This is a genomic window from Propionivibrio sp., from assembly GCF_016790145.1.
In the GTDB taxonomy this organism is placed as follows: Bacteria; Pseudomonadota; Gammaproteobacteria; order Burkholderiales; family Rhodocyclaceae; genus Propionivibrio.
This window is the reverse complement of the sequence record NZ_JAEUOI010000091.1, coordinates 1-18972: the sequence shown is the minus strand read 5'-3', so window position 1 is coordinate 18972 and position 18972 is coordinate 1. Positions and strand designations below refer to the sequence as shown.

Here is an 18972-nt window from a genome sequence, read left to right as displayed (position 1 = left end):
TCAGGTCAACCTCACGCTGATGCGGCTATTTTCGCAGCCAGCAATCCGAGACATTTGATTGCTTCTTCAAGACGTGGCGACCAGGGGTTGCCGCAGTTCAAGCGCAGGCAGTTTCTGTATTTACCGCTGGCCGAGAAAAGATCGCCGGGAACAAAGGCGATACCGGCACTGACCGCTTCCTCAAAAAGTGCGGTGCTATCACTACCCACAGGAAGTTCTACCCACAGCACCAGACCGCCCTGTGGTTGCGAAAGGCGTGTTCCCGACGGGAAATAGCGCTGAACGGCCTCGGACATCTGCATGACCTGTTTTTCATAGGCGCGCCGCAAGCCGCGAAGGTGACGTACATAAGCTGTCGATTCCAGATAACGTGCAACAACCACCTGGGTCACCGGATTGGTGGCGCCGGAAGTCAGGGTCTTCTGCATCATGATCTCTGCATGGAAGCGACCGGCGGCGACGTATCCCAGGCGAAGCGACGGACTCACGGTTTTCGACAGCGAAGAGCAATACATGACGTTCCCGGACGCGTCGAAGGACTTCACAGGCCAGGGGCGATCAGGGCCAAAATGCAGGTTGCCGAAGATATCGTCCTCAATGATCGGTATCTGCCTGGCCGCCATCAACTCGGCGAGGCGCTTCTTCTCGTGGTCGGGGACCAGGCTTCCCAACGGGTTGTTGAAATTGCTCACCAGCAGGCACGCGGCGACCCTCCGATCACGGGTGGCCATCTCCAGCGCATCGACCGACATGCCGTGACGGGGATGGGTAGGTATTTCCAGTGCCTTCAGCTTCAATTGCTGCAGTAACTGCAGCATCAGATAGTACGAGGGTGATTCCACCGCGACGGTGTCTCCCGGCTGGGTTACCGCGCGCAAGCAGAGCGACAGGGCTTCCGTGCATGAATTGGTGACCACCATCTCATCCACCGCCTGGGCCTGGCCCCAGGTGAGTGAATGGCGTACAAGCTGTCGCACCAGATCAGGATGGTTCAATGTCGTATGACTGGCCGCTCCGAGGAGTGCCGCTGAACTTCGGCCAACCGTTCCATAAAGGCGTTGCAACTGGGCGACCGGCAGCAATTCAATGGCCGGCAGCGCAGCCCCCAGCGGAGCCATCTCGCTCCGATTGCTCAAGGCCAGAACGCCTTCAAGACGGCTGCTGATATTGACGGCGACCGGGCGCGCCAAAGCGTGACGGGTTTGCGGCTTGAGTTCCAGGTTCCGATTGGGGGAGGGCAGGCGGACGAAAAATCCGGACTGAGGCCGTGCTTCGACCTGGCCGCGCTCCTCCAATTCGCGCAACGCCTGCAGCACGGTTGAAATGGACAGTTTCTTTTCCTGCGACAGACGGCGTACGGAGGGCAAGCGCTCGCCAGGACGCAAGATGCGCCCGGCAATCATCCCTGACAACTCATCGGCCAGTTGTTCGTAACGTAGTGCCCTGCCTGGTTCTCTGAACTCCATCCACTCCCCCTTGACCGATCCCGGCGCATCATTCTGCGCTTGCCGTAGTCTTTCAGGCAGATACAGTTTCCGGCAAAATCGACCAACACAGTTTATATATTATTTAACTGTATTGGTAACAATTCAGTTCTCTTGTATCTGTACTGTTTGCCCTTGAGCTTCTAGACTTTCAAGCCTGGATCAATGCAGCGCTCGGGAGGTCGAACATGAATACGTTATTGAGCAATCAGGCAAGCCCGCTTGCCGCGGGAGAAATCGTAGCGTTTCGCGGCGCACGCGGCAGTTACCTGGAATGCACCCAGGGGATGGTATGGCTCACCATCGAAGGTCAGCCCGGTGACTTCTATCTCGAACAGGGGTCAGGACTGCGTATTGAAAGTAACGGCCTTGTGCTCATCGAGGGGATGCCGACTGGAGAGATCCGTCAGACCCGCGAAGTACCCTGGCCAATCCACTGGACTAGCCGTTTACTGAGCACTCTACAGTTCCGGAAATCCTTTTCTCCGCGCAAGAGCGGTGTTTGCGGCCATTCCCTATGATCTAAAGGACATAGAAGACTATGGCGATGTACTGCGTCAGGCTGCCACCCATGACGAACAAATGCCAGATGCCATGCCAGTGTCTGAAGCGGCTGTCGTAGGCGTAGAACACGATGCCGATGGTATAGAGCAGTCCGCCGGCGGCCAGCCACAGGAAGCCGGCGGTTTCAAAATGGTCGAGCAAGGGCTTGATGGCGACGACGATGACCCAGCCCATGACTGCATAGATCACCAGCGAGGTGATTCGCGCTTCGGAGCGTGGCTTGATCTCCTGCAGCATGCCGACGAGGGCCAGCCCCCACACCACAACGAACAGCGACCAGCCCCACGGACCGCGCAGGGTGATCAGACAGAAGGGCGTGTAGGTTCCGGCAATCAGCAGGTAGATCGACAGGTGGTCGAGCTTTTGCAGGATGATCTTGGCGCGTCCGCGCAGGCTGTGATACAGCGTCGAGGTGCTGTAAAGGATGATCAGCGTGGCGCCGTAAATGGAGACGCTGACGATCTTCCATGGATCGCCCGTTGCCGCCGCCTTGACGATCAGGATCACCGTTCCGACCAGCGATAACAGCGCGCCGACCAGATGCGTCCAGGCGTTGAATCGTTCTCCGTGGTACATGGTTCCAGTCTTTCTTTCAATGGGGAACAGCGTGCCGTGAAAACGCCGGTTTGACAACATCGGAAAAGCCCTGCGCCACGCGCTAGAATGCGATGATGGATTTCAGGCAAATTCTTCTGGCAGGTTTATTGATGACAAGTACACAGGCTGGCGCTGTTGAGACTTCACCGGCTTACGGTCTGTTCCCGGCTGACGATTTTCGCATTACGAGTGGCGAATGTGCCGATTGTGACACCATCGCGCAGGCGCTGTGGTTCTTTCGCAAGGAAACCATCGCCGTACCCCGGCCGGGCTTACCGCTGGCGGGATTCGATCCGCAGTTGCGGGCAAAAGAGGATGTACGGCGCTGGAATGCGCTGACGCCGCCCGGCTCGGCACGCGATTATCCCGGTCTGGTGTGGGTCGGCTCGCCTCAGGTGATCGAGCATGCGCGGCTCGCTGCCGGCGCCGGGCACATGCAGACGGCGGCGGGGATGAGCCGCTTTTCCCTGGCGCCGCGTCTGACATCCAACCGCTCGTTTTACAACGCCGACAGCACCGACTTTTTCAGCCGGCGCGAATTGCGCCTGCGCGGTACGTGGGATCACCAGGACCCCGCCGGCTTTGTTGCACGCACGATCTGGCCGGAAGATTTTCGGATCGACCCGGCGGCAGCGCTGAAGCCCATTGCCGCAACGCCGTCAGCGCTCCGCGAGTTCGTTCGCGGCGAGCCGCGCGGTGGCGCGCAGAGCGCCTTTGCGTCACAGCTCGTCTGGCAACGCGACCCCTCAGCGGCACAGCAGCGTGCCGGCCGAGCGCTGATCGGCATCATGCTCAACGGGGCGCAGGGTGACGACGATGAGGCGCACGGGGGGCATTTCGGCCTGGTGACCGGACGCGTTGGCGCGCAGGGGCAAATTCACGATTGGTTGGTCGCAAATTTCTACACCCTCGATTCGGAAAGCGAGAAGGGCATCATCGCGGCCATGCTGCCGCTGGACAACTACCTGGCGGATCTCAACAGCGGTCAGGCCTGGTATCGGCCTTCGTACATGCTGGTGGCGACCCTGCGCGACGAGCGCACTGCCGTGCACCTGGGCTCGGCGCTGGCGCGGGTGTTCAACCAGTTCTACCGGCACCAGTTTGTCTATCAGCACGCGGCCGCCAACTGCACCGGAATCAGCATTTCGACGCTGCGCACGATCGGCTGGGACGTTCCGGCTCTGGGGTCGATCAGTTGGGGGAAGGCGATTGTCGGCCTGCCGCTGGTCGCGGTCGAGACGGGCAGCCTGAGCAAGGGCAAGGCCATTTTCGATTATTTTACCGAGGATCAGACCCGGCTCTTTCCGGCGACTGCCTTTGAACAGGCCGGCGCGGATCTTTTGCAAATCGTCAGCGGCAAGGCAACGCGTGCACTGACCCCGTACGAAGAAATGCTCCGGCAGGATGTCGAGGAAATCATTCTGCTGCGCATCCCGCAACTGCCGTCGAGCCGTGCCTGGGGCGACTATCCGGTGGCCGCTATCGATGAGTACCGCAGCCGGCTGCCGCACGATCCGGCCGAACATCAGATTGTTCCGGTCGGCCCGCGCCCCTTTCCGCCGGACCTCAAGGACCCGGTTGCGCCGGACTTGAAACCCCTGCGTTCGGATTTTGCCGTGGCGGCTTATGCTAGCGGATTGTTGCTGTTCGGCGGCTGGCTGCTGCGCTGGCTGTTGCGCAGACGGCGCGGGAAAGACAGGCCTGCTCCGGAGCCGGGCAATGAGTGAGTTCGTTACCCTGTTCGCCGGTTTGATCAACCGGCACTGGGAAGTTCTCTACGGACTGCTGGTGGTCGTCGGGCTGGGCATCTACGTCGCCGCGTCGCAAGGTTTGCACCAACGTCGGCACCCGGCGGCAGCCATTGCCTGGGTGCTGGGCATCGTGCTGCTACCCTACGTGACTCTGCCGCTGTATCTGACTTTTGGCAGCCGCAAGGTACTGGCACCGCATCTGGCAAAGGGGTCGCGCCGCGTCGCTGTGGCATCTCGCTCGACGCACGCCACGGCAGGGCGAGCCCAGCAGCTTTGCATGGCGATGGGCTTGCCTGACCCGGTCGCCTACGTCGAGCTTGGCATTCATGAAGACGGCACGCAGGCGCTGGTTGCGCTGCGGCGAATCATCGACGGCGCCAGCTGGACGCTGGAAGTGTCGACCTTCGTTTTCGGGCGCGATGTCTTGGGCGACGAAATAGCGGAAAGGCTCAAGCAGCGCGCGCGGGCCGGCGTCAGGGTACGGCTGCTGATCGACGGCATCGGCATCTATCTCGGCGGGTATCCCGATCTGAAGGGTTTTGCCGAGGCCGGGGTCGAGGTCGTTCGCTTCGTGCCGCCGTTTCGCTCGCCCAAGCGCGGGCGCACCAACCTGCGCAACCACCGCAAAATGGTCATCGCCGATGGCCTGCATTTATGGTGTGGCGGCCGCAACCTGTCGGCCGAATACTTTGAGGGCGACCCACGCCCGATTCTCGGCAGCAAGCCGTGGCTGGACCTGAGCTTCGATCTGGGCGGCGAACTTGCCCGGCAGGCGCAGCAGCAGTTCGAACAGGACTGGGCGTTCGCCACCGAGCGCCCGCTACCTGAGCCGCGCAGTTTCGCAACACCGGCGCCCGCTTCGTGCCCGCTGGCGCAGTTGGTGGCCAGCGGCCCCGACCAGCCGGACGACACGCTTTTTACCCTGCTGGTCTCCAGTTGCTTTACCTCGGAACAGCGCATTCTGGCAGTGACCCCCTATTTTGTTCCCGACACTGCGCTACTGACGGCGCTGACGCTGGCCGCTCGTCGCGGCATCGAGATCGATCTGGTCTTGCCTGCCCGCTCCAACCATCGTCTGGCCGATTTTGCACGCCACCGTTCGCTGCGCGACCTGGTTGCGGCGGGCGCAAAAGTGTGGCTGCACCCGCGCATGATTCACGCCAAGGCGGTGCTGATCGACGACGAACTCGCGCTCGCCGGATCGGCCAATCTCGACGGGCGCAGTCTGTTCCTCAACTACGAGATGACGATTGCCTTCTATGACCGCCAGGCCGTCAGCGGGTTTGTGCGCTGGATCGATGCGCGACGGTTGGAGTCGGAAGCCTACGCCGCACGAAGACCGAGTCTGCTGCGCGAACTGGCCGAAGGCCTTATCCTGTGGCTGGCCTTCCAGCTTTGAATGAAGGCGGTCGCGCTGGCGACTCAGGGATCGCGGATTTGTTTGATTTGGTAAGTCGGGTTAGGCCATCAGGCCGTAACCCGACTTCTGGATTAGGCCGGTTTACGGGTGCAGGAAACGAAACGTCGGGTTACGCTGACGCTAACCCGACCTACGCGCTTCGCTGTGCCATTGGTGTGCCATTGGTGTGCCATTGGGGTCAGATTCAATGACCTTTCTTGGATCCTGGTTCCATTGCGAAAACAAGGCAGATGACATGGCAGATGGTGAGAAAAGCATTCCCCAATTGATCGCCGCGCTCAACGAACGCGGTGCCCGCAATGAAGCCATCGCCGAAGCCGTCGGCAACATTCGCGAGCACATGGTCGACCTTCACTATTCGAATGAGGCAGATAAAGAACGGGTTGTTCTGGATGTCTTCGCCCTTGTGCGCACTAAAGCCTTTTTGCAGAGCGTCCTGGGCACGGATCCGCTCTTCGATGAACAGCAGATCATCCAGCGAAGCATCCACGAAATTGATGCGCACTTCCGCATGCATAATTGGCCCACATATGTTTCAGATGACGATCCGGTGTTGCTGAAACAGCTTTGGCGTCAACAAAATTTCAGCCTGTCCGCTGCCGAACGGCTCACTGATGACACTATCCGCACAGCCCGGATTGCGGCTTTGACCAGCGAGAAAGAGCGGATTCTGCGAAGGCTTCTCAAGCTTTCCGACTCGCTATCCGTTCAAGGCGAATTCGCGCCAGTAGCAGTTGCCGAGCTCGCCGATGCATTTCACCGGGCAACCGACAAGTCCGTCAGAGCCGTGATCGAAGAGGAACTCGAGGCGCGTTTTGCTGCAGCATACGGGCTGCTTGAAGCGCTCCACGGCAGTCGGCCAGTCGCCCGACTCCACAGGCTGCTCGACCTGAAGAAGATGAGCAGCCAAGGCTTCTCACGGTCGATGGTGAAAAGTCCGGGAGCGCTTGCCGACCTGATCAAGAATCTTGCAATCGCGCGTCGTGCGCTTGGCGCGCAGCACTTCATGAGCATTGCCAAATTCTGGGATCGACTGGACAAGTTGCGCTTGATCGCCGTCCTCGACTTGCACGATTCCGGAGTCAATCTGGGCGGATATCATTTGGCCTACCCAGTGGAACATGCCGGCTCACAGATGCCGCCCTGGATCGAAGATGACGGTACCGGCATGCTGCACTGCGAAGGCCCCGGCGACGCTGGATGCTACCTGTTGCTTGGCGACCTTGACCAGGACGCATCGTTCAGCCCCGAAGCAAGGCACCAACTGCGTGAGCACTATCTCAATATCCGGAATAACCTGGTCAAGCCCAACTACGATGCGCTGCAATTGATCGTCTCCCATGCAGACATGATGACCAAATCGACCGCGCTCAGCATCGTTTCACTGCTAGCTAAAATGCTCGAAGCGTATCTGCAGGTTGCTTACCCGGCTGATGCCGACGCTGCACTCGCATTCCATAACAAGCTCGTTCACGACCTGGATAGTTCGTGGAATGGCCTGTCGCAGCATGATGAGTTACCCCCGGTGCTGCGTCGCAAGATTACCGGAGTCGTGGAAACAGCAAACGCCGAGCCAGCCAGCGTGCATGCTTTGATCCGCTTCTTGCATGACCGGGGCAATAGAGCGCTGGAACAACGGATGACGACTGCCCGCGCGGACATGAGCGTAACCGTCGGCCGTATCGGGGGCGACAAGACCGAGGACATCCGGATAGCGAGACTGGATAACGCACCGATCATTGTGAACGGCTTGATCCGTCATCGGGGTCTGGCAACGATTGTACGGGCAGCTCAATGGCTCGTGGGGCCCTGTCCCGGTACCTTCGTGCTGATTGGCAATCACCTAGCCTATAGCGTGAAACTTGGAGAGCATCGCATAGAGTTGTTCGCCAATATTGCAGATCCGGACGCAGAGGGACTTATCCGGCTGCAAAGTTACCAGGGCGGAGCGGAACTGGCGCAAGCGCTTCGCGCCGAGTTTGTCGGCAAGGTCTTGAAAGAAGCCGGACTGACCGTCACGCTGGACCACAGTAGCCTGGTCGAAATCCTGGTAACAGGCTATCTGGACAAGGATCATGGAGCACGGACCGAGCGCCAGATTGAGCGCGCGCTTATGGTGGTCTTGCGGCTCATATGGTCTCTACGGGATCTGGACTATGCCATGGCGTATATTTTCCTGGCAAGGGTTCCATCCGGGGGACTCCCGTACAAAACGAGTCCTGAGAAGATCAGCGAATTCGCAAGCGCGATTACACGGATGTTTCTGGTTGAGGGAATGATCCCGTTCTCCTATCGCGGCGAAGGCATGCCATTCGATACGTACTGCGAGTTCAGCGGCCCCAGAGCTCTCCGCGAGTTCAATTCGTATGTTTCCGAAGAACGGCAGATGGTCCGCCATCGTCTGTATTTCGCGATTAACGCGCTGCTGCGGACCTTCGATATGACGGTCATTCAGCCGGGAACAGGCGGAGTTGGGCAGGAGGTTATTGACCGGCACTTTAATGGTCCCTGCCGCAAAGCGCTGGCTCGCGGAGAATTACGGCTCGACAGTCGAGGGTTCCTGGAGCGCAATCCGGCCTACCAGCCGCTGAAGGAGATCATCCGCAGAGTGTTGGCCCGCGAGCACGAAGCATTGCGCACCGCCGTGCTGCTGAAGATGACCGACCTGCAACTGGATTTCGATATGATCGGAAGCATCGACCAGCTTACGGTGGAGCGGGCCCAGCATGAGATAGCACCTGACGAATGGTTGGTGATCTATGGCTTGGCCGACGATCAGAATCGATCGCTGCTGTATGCATTTGTCCATCACTTGACACCAACCAACGGCGGCAAATGGCTGTCCATTGCCGGCCTCAGGAGAATACTGCGCAAAGGTGCTTATTCAGTCCCCGCCAAAATCCAGGTACCAGCGTTTCGCAAGCTTGTTTCACACCGCTTGCTGGTCGAACAAGCACGCGCGCCCGCTGGGTTCAGTGGCCAGACTGTCCGGGGTCTGCTGGCATCGGTTGGCGATGGATCCGTCCGCTTCGGGCGCATAACATTTGATCGAGACTATTGCCTGAATCCGCAGAGTCGTGAAGGGCGGGTTCTGCTGGTTCCGTTTACGACACCCGAAGACTTTGAAGCCATTCGAGCCGCTGAAGCGGTCCTGGTAACCAGTGGTGGCCTGCTAAGCCACGCCGGAGTCACTACCCGGGAATTCGGGATCCCATCGTTGATTTTGCCGCACGCCGAGTGGGTGCAATCATCGGAGGGCACCCTTGTCCGCATCGAAGAAAGACACCCCGGGAAGACCACCCTAACGGACGAGGGCTTCTGGGTCAGTGAGTCGATGGTTTCTGAAACGGTCGATATACGCGAGGGATGCGTAGTGATGGTCTGGGCATCACAGGGAATAGCCTCGATCATGCCGATGGCCGGAATCCCCCTTGAGCCACTGCACAAATTGATTCATCAAGTGGTTTCGGGAGAAAAATCCCCTGCCGATCTGGACGCCTGGCTGGCAGCAGTGCCTTTGGCTATCGATGCACTGGATACCCGCGAGGAAATCGTTGCCGACGGCCTTGTCTTGATATTGGCTGAAGCACTATGGAACAAGCGGGTCAATCCCACTGCTCGAAAGCATCTGATTGATATTGTGCGTCATGCGCGCCGTGGGATTACCACGGGAGGAACGACAGTGGCCCTCGCGAAAGGCGGGGCTGAAAATATCGCTATGCTGATCCAGACCGTTTCCGGGAACGCATTTGCCGAACTCGAAGGATTGTTGTCGGAGGTCGAGCACAACATTGCTGCGATGTCGGTACTCTGGAGAGCCCTTAACACCATTGCGGTGATCGAGCGCCTGTGGAAACAGGTCACGATGCTGGCGGAAAGTCTCGATCTGTGCGATCCGCGACTGGAGGCATTCCAAAGGCGAATCCAGGCATTGCAACGGCATCCACGCATCGCCTTGCTGAGGGCTGCGGCACTGCATGAAGTTGAAGCCATGACCGGGCGCACTTTGACTGAAGTGGATCTTCCTGCGATACGTAAGGTGCTGCGTCGTCTGGGGCACAGCATCAGGGAAATCAAGCCCCAGAAAGTCTTGCTGGTGTGTACGGCCAATATTGACCGCAGCCCTTTGGCCGAACTCTTGTTGAAGAAGATGCTGGTTGCGGAGGGAATAACTGGTGTCACGGTATGTTCGCGTGGGGTCGCAGCGTTTGAGGACAGGCCGATGTCCGAGACCAGCCAGGCGCTGCTGCAGTCCGAAGACTGCATCATTGCTGTGGAACATCGTAGCAGAAAGCTTTCGGAAGCCGATATTCTCGAGGCAGATCTGATCCTGGCGATGGAGAGATCTCATGTCCGATTCGTCGCTGACCACTATCCGGGCGCCACTGGAAGAGTCTTTCTGCTCAGCCACTATGCCAAGGTGAAGGATTTCGTCGACATAGAAGACCCCGCCGGTCAACTTGGAGATGCGTATTACAGGATGAAGCGAGAAGTGCAGGTGGCACTGAGCGGAGCGCTCAAGCGCATGCGCGAGGAAGGTCTTGTGGCGAAGGCAATGGTCGCCCACTTGCAAATCAAGGCGGACGAACTGACGCGAGCAAAGCGAAACCGGATTGCGCAATTGCAGCACGCCGTCTTGCTGCTTGAAGAGGTTGATGCCGATTATGTCGAACTGGTTGGCGGGAAAGGCGCGAATCTTGGAGAAATCGCACAAATCGTCAAGCGTCATGGTGCGCAAGTGCCGCCAGCGTTCATGGTAACCACCTTTGCCTTTGATCGGTTTCTTGAGGAGAACGGCATTCGTGAGGCGTATTTGCGCCTAACGTCGGAAATCGAGGCGATGCTTGCTACTCAAGAAAAATCGGACGAAGACAAGCACATGAAGATTACAAACGCTTCGGAGAGAATTCGGGACTTGATACGCCGAGGGGGCTTGGATAGTGCGGCTGGTGTAGGTCGGGAAATTATGGAGGCGGTCGAATCGTACGGGTTGCACAACAGTTTCTTGAGCGTTCGCTCTTCTGGTCTCCAGGAAGACATGGAAGAAGCGGCTTTTGCCGGAGCGGCAGAGACGTATCTATTCGTTAGCCCCACAGAGCTATTGGATTGGATAAAGGAAGTATGGACGTCTTTTTGGCTGACCAGGGGAATGCTTTACCGGAGCGAGCGCATTGTTCGGCAAGGTTCGGCCAAGCTGGCGATAGTGGTGCAGCAGATGTTCGAGTCTCAGGTTTCCGGGGTGATTTTTACTACGGATCCGGTTAGCGGAAGAGACGTGATCGTGATTGAAGCGGGGTATGGACTTGGCGAAGGGGTGGTTTCCGGAGTAGTAGACGTGGACCGTTACTATGTGGATAAAATTGATGGTTCGGTTTCAAGTGTTCACGTTGGGAAGAAGGCGTTCATGGTCAAGCAGCATTCCTCCGGCAAAGGGACTTCAATCGTACCGGTCGAAAGCGATCTGCGTGACGTGCCATGTCTAGCGAAAGATGACATTCGGGCCAACATCGCCATGGCCCTGGAAGAGCATTATGCTTTGTCGCAGGACATCGAATTCGGGATTGCCAATGGCAAAGTCCGTATTCTGCAAACACGGCCCGTCACAACGCGTGGCCTTGGGAAAGCATTTTTCACTGGCGAATAAAGCAGCGGTAGAGGCCTGGAAGCGAAGCTGCGAGTTCGCAATACTCAAGATAGAGCGACTGTACAAATGCCGATAGGGACTCATGGGTAACCCGACCTACGCGCTGATAGCGCCGAATTTCGTCATACCATACCTCCTGAGCGGCAAGCGCTGCCTCTTGGTCAGGGATAACTAACCTTGATGTGAGCCTTTATGAAATTTGGAATTCACGCTGACCCCTTTTGGCTCCTGTTCGCCGACCGAGTCTGCTGCGCGAGCTGGCCGAGGGCCTGATCCTGTGGCTGGCCTTCCAGCTTTGAAAGAGGTCGTTCGCGCTGACGACTCGGGGATCCCGGATTTGTTTGATTTGGTATATTTGGTAGGTCGGGTTAGGCCATCAGGCCGTAACCCGACTTCTGGATAGGGCCGGGTTACGGGTGCAGGAAGCGGAACGTCGGGTTACGCTGACGCTAACCCGACCTACGGACTAAGGACTTCGCACAGGCGGTCAGCAATTGACAAAGGATGATACGAGACTATTACAGGGGCGTTGTCGACAACGTTCTTCGCTTTTGCCAGGGAAGGAGCGTTCGCATCTATGGGCGTGTAGTCAGGGGTAGACATGGGTAAACCTTTCATCAATATGAGGGATGGCCTATGGAAATGTTTTCTAAACACTCTGAGTAGACGTACGTAAAACCAATCACAACCTTGACTGGGCTGCTAATCTCATAGCGAGGGCCGTATATAAACAAGTTTAAATTTCGTTCAACGATTTCATAATGAATACTTTCGCCAGTGAGACCGTCAATGTTAAGAATAATGGGTTTAAACTTGCTGCCAAACTCAGCAATAACCTCTTCGCTAAGAATGCATGTGACGCTTTAAAGCGGTATATTAAATCTCGTTTTACCATCTCTTTCGGTAAGTGTTGGCTTACTACCCCAAACCGGTTTTACATAAAGGTCGAAATCGGTGTGGCGGCGGCCTAGCGTATCTACGCTTTGCTTGAGAACTGACCAACCAAATGCTGCTGTGATCTTTTCAGGGGTCATCTGCGGGTTCAAGATGAGTTCATGCAGAGTTCTTAGGAACTGAACTCCTTCTGTTACCTGACTATTTGTCGCCGAATTCTGTTGCACGGTGATGACAGGCTCTCTCTCTATGGCAGAAGAGCACCCGGCAGACATCATCATGACACCAGCCAACAGTAAAACCGCAATAGGAACAACTGGCGACAGGCTATGATTACCAACGACCTCCCCTTTTGCATCCACATCAAAACCGCTCTTCTCTCCCCTCAAGCTATTCCCCTCAATTCAAAGTCATTCGCCGCTTCCCGTTCGCCTAAATCCAACCTAAATCGATATTAAAAGAGCCTCTTGCAGTATTAACGTATTCAAGGGGTCGAAGTCATTTGATAATTGGTGCCCTGATTTTTGGGTCTTGACAGACGACCTCAGGGCGTGAGTTCAGGTGCGGTGCGCGGCTTCACCGCGCAGCGACCACTGGAACGAAGGTTTCGACCCCAGTATCAGCACGGACTTCGCTCAGGCGGTCAACAATTGACAACGGGTAATACGCGAGAGGACTTCACCCATGTTTTCGCGCGCGATCGCGGTGTCGTAGTTGGCCTGCCCGCGAAGCCACCATCCATCGCTGAGCCCAAAGTACCGGCACAGCCGCAGGTCTGTGTCTGCAGTGATGGCCCGCTTGCCTGCAACGATATCCCCGATTCGTTGCGGGGGTACGCCGATGTCCTTGGCCAGGCGGTATTTCGTCAAGCCAAGCGGCTTCAGGAACTCTTCATCCAGCATTTGGCCGGGAGAAACAGGGGGAACAGTACGCATGTCAAAACTCCTTCAGTGGTAATCGACGATCTCCACGTTCTTCGGGCCTTCAGCAGACCAAACAAAGCACACACGCCACTGATCGTTGATGCGAATGCTGTGTTGCCCCTTGCGCTTTCCTTTTAATGCTTCCAGTTGATTGCCAGGGATCGGGTTGGGCGTCAGGGTGCAGGGATTTCGAGATCGCGACAAATCTTGCGAGAGAGAAAATCGTTGATCTCGCGGTGGCGGGGGACAGCCGAGGATTTCCGAGTCGCCCGGTTTACGTAAACCGAATGGCTGCCGCCTTCTCGAAGAAGCTGTCATCCGTATCTTTCGAGATGCCGGACGAGGTCGATGCGTTTCATTGAGGCGAGAGTAGGAGAGTCTCACGTATCACTGTATGTCCTAGCATTGACTCTTCAGCGAGGGCGCGATTGGCTTCAAGAACCATTTCAACTGCCTCGGAAAGATTGGCTCGTGCCTCAGCGAGAGTGGCGCCCTGCGTATTCGCACCCGGCAACTCTTCGACGAAGCCAATGTACCCCTCAGGAACTTCTTCAAATACAGCCGTCAATTGCATGATGGCGCTCCTTATTGGAAAGACTCCTCAGTATACCGCGAGCCTCAAACCTGACGCCCAAAGAAATAATGACCCCAATGGCACTGGACGGCCAGTGACTCATGCGGCGAGGGGAAGGGAGATATTGATCTCGACGGGACGCGACTCGTTTTGCTCAAGGCGGTCGGCCATGACGCGAACGGCAAGCACTTCTGCCTTTGCCATGGCGTCATCGGCAGTCTTGCCGTAACACAGGACACCAGGAAGCTGAGGAACCTCAGCGATCCAGCGGCCATCAACCTCTTCCTCGCACTCGATACTGAAGTTCATGACTGATCTCCGGAGGGGAATAGACGGAATAGTAACGTTCCATGGCTTGTGCGCCGAAATTTGTTATCGAGAACAATTTTGCTGCATGACTCCGGCGCCTGCTCACTGAGTGAAATACGGTCATTCCGGCGCAAGCCGGAATCCAGATTCGTTCATCTGATCAAGATGTAAATGAAATGTTTGATAAACGAACTGGATTCCTGGTCAAGCCCGGAATGACGCTATTGCTATGGGTGAACGCCAGAACAAATTTACCGCGTCCCTGGAGCAGAGGGTACTTGTGCTTTTCGCAGTATTAGAATACTCTAATGCACATGAAAAATCATTCTCTCCGCTTTTCTTTCCCCATACTCGCCTTGCTGATGGCGCTGGCGACGCCCCCCTGCGTGTGGGCACAAGCATTGCCGAGTGTCGTGGTGCAACCCCATCCGGTCGATTTGACGCTGCCGGTCGAGGCGACTGTCGAGGCGCTGGTCCAGACCACCCTGACCTCGCAGGTCTCCGGGCGTGTGACCGAGATGCGGGTCGATGCCGGGCAGTCGGTAAAGAAGGGCGAACTGCTGCTGCGCATCGACGCGCGCGAGGCGAGCGAAGTGGCGGCCGGTGCCTCGGCGCAATTCATCAATGCCAAAGCCAATTACGAACGCCTGAAGAATCTGCGCCAGCAGAATTTCATCAGCGCGGCTGCGCTGGACAAGGCCAGGGCTGACTTCGAGGCGGCGCAGGCGGCGCACGGGCAGGCCAGTGTCAGTCTGGGTTATGCCAGTGTGAGCGCGCCAATTTCCGGGATCGTCGCCCAGCGCCTGATCGAACAGGGAGAAACGGCCGCGCCGGGCCGCGCCTTGCTGACGATCTACGATCCGGACGGCTTGCGCGTGACGGCCAGTATTCCGCAGTATCAGTTGCCGCAGATGCGTGCGGTGAAGCAGGCCAGGGTCGAGTTCCCCGAGCTGGGACGCTGGGCCGATGCGACAGCGGTAACGCTGTTGCCGACGGCCGATGTGGCGACGCACGTCTCGCAGGTGCGCGTGGGCTTGCCGGCTGACCTCAAGGGGGTGATCCCCGGCATGTTTGCCCGCGTGCATTTTGTCGTCGGTCGCGCGCAGCGCATGACCGTCCCTGCCACTGCGCTTGTGCGCCGTGGTGAAGTGGCGGCAGTCTACGTGCAGAACGAGCAGGGCCGTCTGTCGCTGCGCCAGTTGCGCCTTGGCGAGCTATTGGCGGGTGGCGAGATCGAGGTGCTGGCCGGCTTGACGGCCGGCGAGCGTGTCGTGCTCGATCCGGTGAAGGCGGCGATTGCCCTCAAGTCGGCACATCCGGGCGGTAACTAGGCGATGGGGATTTCAGGCCGCATCGCCCGCTACTTCCAGTCCTCGCAGATGACGCCCTTGCTGGCGCTGGTCGCGCTGCTGATGGGCCTGTTCGCCACACTGGTTACCCCGCGCGAAGAGGAGCCGCAGATCGATGTCACCATGGCCAACGTCATCGTGCCCTTCCCTGGGGCGTCGGCCAAGGATGTCGAGAACCTCATTGCCACACCGGCCGAACAGGTGTTCTCGCGCATGTCGGGCGTCGAGCATGTGTATTCCGTTTCGCGTCCCGGCATGGCGATAATCACCGTGCAGTTCGAGGTCGGTGTCAAATACAACGACGCGATCCTGCGCCTGTACGATACCGTTCATTCGCATCGCGACTGGCTGCCGCCGAATCTGGGCGTGCTGGAGCCGATCATCAAGCCGAAGGGAATCGACGATGTACCCATCGTCGCGCTGACCTTCTGGACCGCCGATGTCAATCGTTCGGCTTTTGATTTGCAGCAGGTGGCGCGTGCGGCTGAAACCGAGTTGAAACGTATCAAGGGGACACGCGACATAACGACGCTGGGCGGACCGGATCATGTCATCCGCGTCGTCATGGACAGCGAGCGCATGAACGCCTTCGGCGTGACGCCGCAGGATCTTTCGGCGGCGCTCAAGGTCGGCAATGCGCTGCAATCGTCCGGCAGTCTGGTCGCCGGCAACCGCGAGGTGCTGGTGCAGACCGGTACCTATCTTGAGTCGGCCGCCGACGTGCGGCAACTGGTGGTCGCTGTTCGTGGCGACGCCAGGAACCGCAAGCCGGTGTTCATGGGCGACGTGGCGCGCGTCGAGGATGGGCCGGATCAACCCGCCAGGTACGTCTGGATCGGCAACAAGGGCGGCGAGTTTCCGGCAGTCACCATTCAGATATCCAAGAAACCCGGAGTCAATGCCGCCGATGTCGCCAATGGCGTAATCGCCCGTATCGAATCGCTGAAGGGTACGCTGATCCCCGAGGGCGTCGAAGTCACGGTGACGCGCAACTACGGTGAAACGGCGACCGACAAGGCGCAGAAACTGATCGGCAAACTGATCTTCGCCACCGCCTTCGTCGTCCTCCTGGTCTTCTTTGCGCTCGGCAGGCGCGAGGCGCTGATCGTCGGTGTGGCGGTGACGCTGACGCTCGCCGCAACGCTGTTCGCCTCGTGGGCCTGGGGCTTTACGCTGAACCGCGTCTCGCTGTTTGCGTTGATCTTCTCGATCGGCATTCTGGTCGATGATGCCATTGTCGTAGTTGAGAATATCCACCGCTGGCAGACGCTGCATCCGGGCAAGCCGTTGCTTGAAATCATTCCGCAGGCGGTCGATGAAGTCGGCGGGCCGACCATCCTCGCCACCTTCACGGTGATCGCCGCGCTGCTGCCGATGGCTTTCGTCAGCGGCCTGATGGGGCCGTACATGAGCCCGATCCCGATCAACTCGTCGATGGGCATGCTCATCTCGCTGGCGGTGGCTTTTGTCGTGACGCCGTGGCTGGCGGCACGGCTGATGAAAAGCAAAGCAAGATCATTGAACACGGAGGTCACAGAGAGCACCGAGAAGAGCGGGAAACTGGAAAAGTTGTTCAGGCGTTTGCTTTCCCCCTTCCTCGCTCCGCGCACCGGTGGTGCGGCGCGCAAGAAGCTGTTGCTGGTCATCCTCCTGCTGATCCTTGGCTCGGTCGCGCTGGCCGTGGTCAAGCTGGTCGTGCTCAAGATGCTGCCTTTCGACAACAAGAGCGAGTTCCAGATCGTTCTCGACATGCCGGTCGGTACGCCGCTTGAGGAAACGGCGCGAGTGTTGCGCGAGATCGGCGCCGAGGTTGCCAGGGTGCCGGAAGTCACCGACTACCAGGCCTATGCCGGAACGGCCAGCCCGATCAACTTCAACGGGCTGGTGCGTCAGTACTACCTGAGGAGCGCGCCGGAGTCGGGCGACATTCAGGTGAACCTGGCTGACAAGCATCAACGTTCGCGCAAGAGCCACGAGATCGCCATCTCTGTCCGTGATGCCGTTGAAGCGATCGGCCGCAAGGCGGGTGGCAACGCCAAAGTCGTCGAAGTGCCGCCGGGGCCGCCGGTGATGTCGCCGATCGTCGCCGAAGTTTATGGGCCGGACTACAGGGGCCAGATTGCGGTGGCCAGGGAAGTGCGCAAGGTTCTGGAGAAAACCCCCGACCTCGTCGCCATCGACGATTCGATACAAGCGGATGCCAAAAAGACCGTGCTGCACGTCCTGCAAAGCAAGGCCGCGCTGCTGGGTGTAGCGCAGAGCGATATCGTCGAGGTCGTACGCATGGGCCTGGCCGGCGAGGATGTCACGCCGGTGCATAACGCCGATTCAAAATTCGAAGTGCCGGTGCGCGTAACGCTGCCGGCCGAAAGGCAAAGCTCGCTCGATGCCCTGCTCAAGCTCAAGGTACGCTCGCGCGAAGGGGTTCTGGTGCCGGTTTCCGAAGTGGTCGAGGTGCGTGAACAGCCGCGCGAAAAGACGATTTATCACAAGGATCTGTTGCCCGTGGTTTATGTCTACGGCGACATGGGCGGCAAGCTCGATTCGCCGCTCTACGGGATGTTCGCTGCGCGCGGCGAGATTGCCGGCAAATCGCTGGACAGTGTGGAAAATGCCGGCGGCACCCTCGGCGAGTGGTTCATCCGCCAGCCGGCCGACCCCTACGCCGGCTACAGCATCAAGTGGGACGGCGAATGGCAGGTCACCTATGAAACCTTCCGTGACATGGGCATTGCCTACGCCGTCGGCCTGATCCTCATCTACCTGCTGGTGGTGGCGCACTTCAAGAGCTATCTGGTGCCGCTGATCATCATGGCGCCGATCCCGCTGACCATCATCGGCGTCATGCCCGGCCATGCCTTGCTCGGTTCGCAATACACCGCGACGTCGATGATCGGCATGATCGCGCTAGCCGGCATCATCGTGCGCAACTCGATCCTGCTGGTCGATTTCATCCGCCAGCAGGTGGCGGAGGGAATGGAATTCAGCGAAGCCATCATCCAGTCCGCTGCCGTGCGCGCCAAGCCGATCGCGCTGACCGGTCTGGCGGCCATGCTCGGCGCACTGTTCATTCTCGACGACCCGATTTTCAACGGGCTGGCGATCAGCCTGATCTTCGGCATCTTCGTGTCCACCCTGCTCACGCTGGTGGTCATCCCGGTGCTTTATTTCGCCGCCTTTCATAAGGAGCACATCGCATGACGAATACATTTACTACCGAGCGCGCCATCCGCATCATGGCCGGCGCTTTCATCCTGATCTCACTCGCCCTCGGCGTCGAAGGCAGCCCGCTCTTCATCTCGAAGAACTTCCTGTGGTTCACGGCCTTTGTCGGCGCCAATCTGTTGCAGAGCGGCTTCACCCGTTTTTGTCCGGCCGAATTGATCATGGTCAAGCTCGGAATGAAACGCGCCGACGGCGCCTCATGCGGCAAATGAAATCTCAGAGGCTGTGAAAAAATTAA

At 58.3% G+C, this 18972-nt stretch carries 14 protein-coding genes; 7 read left to right on the top strand and 7 right to left on the bottom strand.

The features are described from left to right. Nucleotides 1-11: 11 nt before the first annotated feature. Nucleotides 12-1466 (bottom strand): PLP-dependent aminotransferase family protein, encoded by a 1455-nt coding sequence (locus JNM42_RS08095; protein ID WP_294268182.1) that lies wholly within the window; start codon nt 1464-1466, stop codon nt 12-14. A gap of 206 nt (nt 1467-1672) precedes the next feature. Here JNM42_RS08095 and JNM42_RS08090 point away from each other — a divergent pair, with 206 nt between their 5' ends. Beyond that, on the top strand, nt 1673-2005 hold the full coding sequence (locus tag JNM42_RS08090) for a DUF2917 domain-containing protein (protein ID WP_294268181.1): 333 nt from the start codon (nt 1673-1675) through the stop codon (nt 2003-2005). A 1-nt stretch (nt 2006) separates the two neighbouring features. Here the strand turns inward: JNM42_RS08090 and JNM42_RS08085 are convergent, their stop codons facing one another. Beyond that, nucleotides 2007-2624, bottom strand: a complete 618-nt coding sequence (locus JNM42_RS08085) for a hemolysin III family protein (protein WP_294268180.1) — start codon at nt 2622-2624, stop codon at nt 2007-2009. 131 nt (nt 2625-2755) lie between these two features. On the opposite strand from JNM42_RS08085, the gene JNM42_RS08080 reads away from it, so the two are divergent. From JNM42_RS08080 to JNM42_RS08070, 3 genes are all read left to right on the top strand, one after another. Beyond that, a complete protein-coding gene (locus JNM42_RS08080) occupies nt 2756-4372 on the top strand; it encodes a hypothetical protein (RefSeq protein WP_294268179.1) in 1617 nt (538 codons plus the stop codon). Then, nucleotides 4365-5795, top strand: a complete 1431-nt coding sequence (locus tag JNM42_RS08075) for a phospholipase D-like domain-containing protein (RefSeq protein WP_294268178.1) — start codon at nt 4365-4367, stop codon at nt 5793-5795. Before JNM42_RS08080 ends, JNM42_RS08075 begins: the two co-directional genes overlap by 8 nt. Before the next feature lie 208 nt (nt 5796-6003). Further along, entirely contained in the window at nt 6004-11460 is a 5457-nt protein-coding gene (locus JNM42_RS08070) for a PEP/pyruvate-binding domain-containing protein (protein WP_294268177.1), read from the top strand. Nucleotides 11461-12323: 863 nt separating this feature from the next. On the opposite strand, the gene JNM42_RS08065 is transcribed toward JNM42_RS08070, so the two are convergent. The 5 genes from JNM42_RS08065 to JNM42_RS08045 all read right to left on the bottom strand — a co-directional run bounded on the left by JNM42_RS08065 (nt 12324) and on the right by JNM42_RS08045 (nt 14160). Continuing rightward, the gene (locus JNM42_RS08065; RefSeq protein ID WP_294268176.1) at nt 12324-12743 is read right to left on the bottom strand and encodes a hypothetical protein; all 420 of its coding nucleotides are present in this window, start codon (nt 12741-12743) and stop codon (nt 12324-12326) included. Between the two features lie 246 nt (nt 12744-12989). Beyond that, nucleotides 12990-13289 carry a HigA family addiction module antitoxin gene (locus JNM42_RS08060; protein ID WP_294268175.1) on the bottom strand — a complete coding sequence of 100 codons (300 nt, stop codon included), beginning with the start codon at nt 13287-13289 and terminating at the stop codon, nt 12990-12992. Nucleotides 13290-13301: 12 nt separating this feature from the next. Then, complete coding sequence (locus tag JNM42_RS08055; protein WP_294268174.1) at nt 13302-13595, bottom strand: type II toxin-antitoxin system RelE/ParE family toxin; 294 nt, start codon at nt 13593-13595, stop codon at nt 13302-13304. Nucleotides 13596-13632: 37 nt separating this feature from the next. Further along, nucleotides 13633-13851 carry a type II toxin-antitoxin system HicB family antitoxin gene (locus tag JNM42_RS08050; RefSeq protein ID WP_294268173.1) on the bottom strand — a complete coding sequence of 73 codons (219 nt, stop codon included), beginning with the start codon at nt 13849-13851 and terminating at the stop codon, nt 13633-13635. 99 nt (nt 13852-13950) lie between these two features. Continuing rightward, on the bottom strand, nt 13951-14160 hold the full coding sequence (locus JNM42_RS08045) for a type II toxin-antitoxin system HicB family antitoxin (RefSeq protein WP_294268172.1): 210 nt from the start codon (nt 14158-14160) through the stop codon (nt 13951-13953). A gap of 314 nt (nt 14161-14474) precedes the next feature. On the opposite strand from JNM42_RS08045, the gene JNM42_RS08040 reads away from it, so the two are divergent. The 3 genes from JNM42_RS08040 to JNM42_RS08030 are packed head-to-tail and all read left to right on the top strand — an operon-like array spanning nt 14475 to nt 18946. Beyond that, entirely contained in the window at nt 14475-15491 is a 1017-nt protein-coding gene (locus JNM42_RS08040) for an efflux RND transporter periplasmic adaptor subunit (RefSeq protein ID WP_294268171.1), read from the top strand. Between the two features lie 3 nt (nt 15492-15494). Further along, a complete protein-coding gene (locus JNM42_RS08035) occupies nt 15495-18710 on the top strand; it encodes an efflux RND transporter permease subunit (protein WP_294268170.1) in 3216 nt (1071 codons plus the stop codon). After that, nucleotides 18707-18946: a DUF2892 domain-containing protein gene (locus JNM42_RS08030; RefSeq protein WP_294268169.1), complete on the top strand. Its 240-nt coding sequence runs from the start codon at nt 18707-18709 to the stop codon at nt 18944-18946. Before JNM42_RS08035 ends, JNM42_RS08030 begins: the two co-directional genes overlap by 4 nt. Nucleotides 18947-18972: the final 26 nt, after the last annotated feature.

Coding starts and splice junctions, on each gene's coding strand:
- JNM42_RS08095 (WP_294268182.1), bottom strand. CDS start 1,466: ATGGAGTTCAGAGAACCAGGCAGGGCACTACGTTACGAACAACTGGCC.
- JNM42_RS08090 (WP_294268181.1), top strand. CDS start 1,673: ATGAATACGTTATTGAGCAATCAGGCAAGCCCGCTTGCCGCGGGAGAA.
- JNM42_RS08085 (WP_294268180.1), bottom strand. CDS start 2,624: ATGTACCACGGAGAACGATTCAACGCCTGGACGCATCTGGTCGGCGCG.
- JNM42_RS08080 (WP_294268179.1), top strand. CDS start 2,756: ATGACAAGTACACAGGCTGGCGCTGTTGAGACTTCACCGGCTTACGGT.
- JNM42_RS08075 (WP_294268178.1), top strand. CDS start 4,365: ATGAGTGAGTTCGTTACCCTGTTCGCCGGTTTGATCAACCGGCACTGG.
- JNM42_RS08070 (WP_294268177.1), top strand. CDS start 6,004: ATGACCTTTCTTGGATCCTGGTTCCATTGCGAAAACAAGGCAGATGAC.
- JNM42_RS08060 (WP_294268175.1), bottom strand. CDS start 13,289: ATGCGTACTGTTCCCCCTGTTTCTCCCGGCCAAATGCTGGATGAAGAG.
- JNM42_RS08055 (WP_294268174.1), bottom strand. CDS start 13,595: ATGACAGCTTCTTCGAGAAGGCGGCAGCCATTCGGTTTACGTAAACCG.
- JNM42_RS08050 (WP_294268173.1), bottom strand. CDS start 13,851: ATGCAATTGACGGCTGTATTTGAAGAAGTTCCTGAGGGGTACATTGGC.
- JNM42_RS08045 (WP_294268172.1), bottom strand. CDS start 14,160: ATGAACTTCAGTATCGAGTGCGAGGAAGAGGTTGATGGCCGCTGGATC.
- JNM42_RS08040 (WP_294268171.1), top strand. CDS start 14,475: ATGAAAAATCATTCTCTCCGCTTTTCTTTCCCCATACTCGCCTTGCTG.
- JNM42_RS08035 (WP_294268170.1), top strand. CDS start 15,495: ATGGGGATTTCAGGCCGCATCGCCCGCTACTTCCAGTCCTCGCAGATG.
- JNM42_RS08030 (WP_294268169.1), top strand. CDS start 18,707: ATGACGAATACATTTACTACCGAGCGCGCCATCCGCATCATGGCCGGC.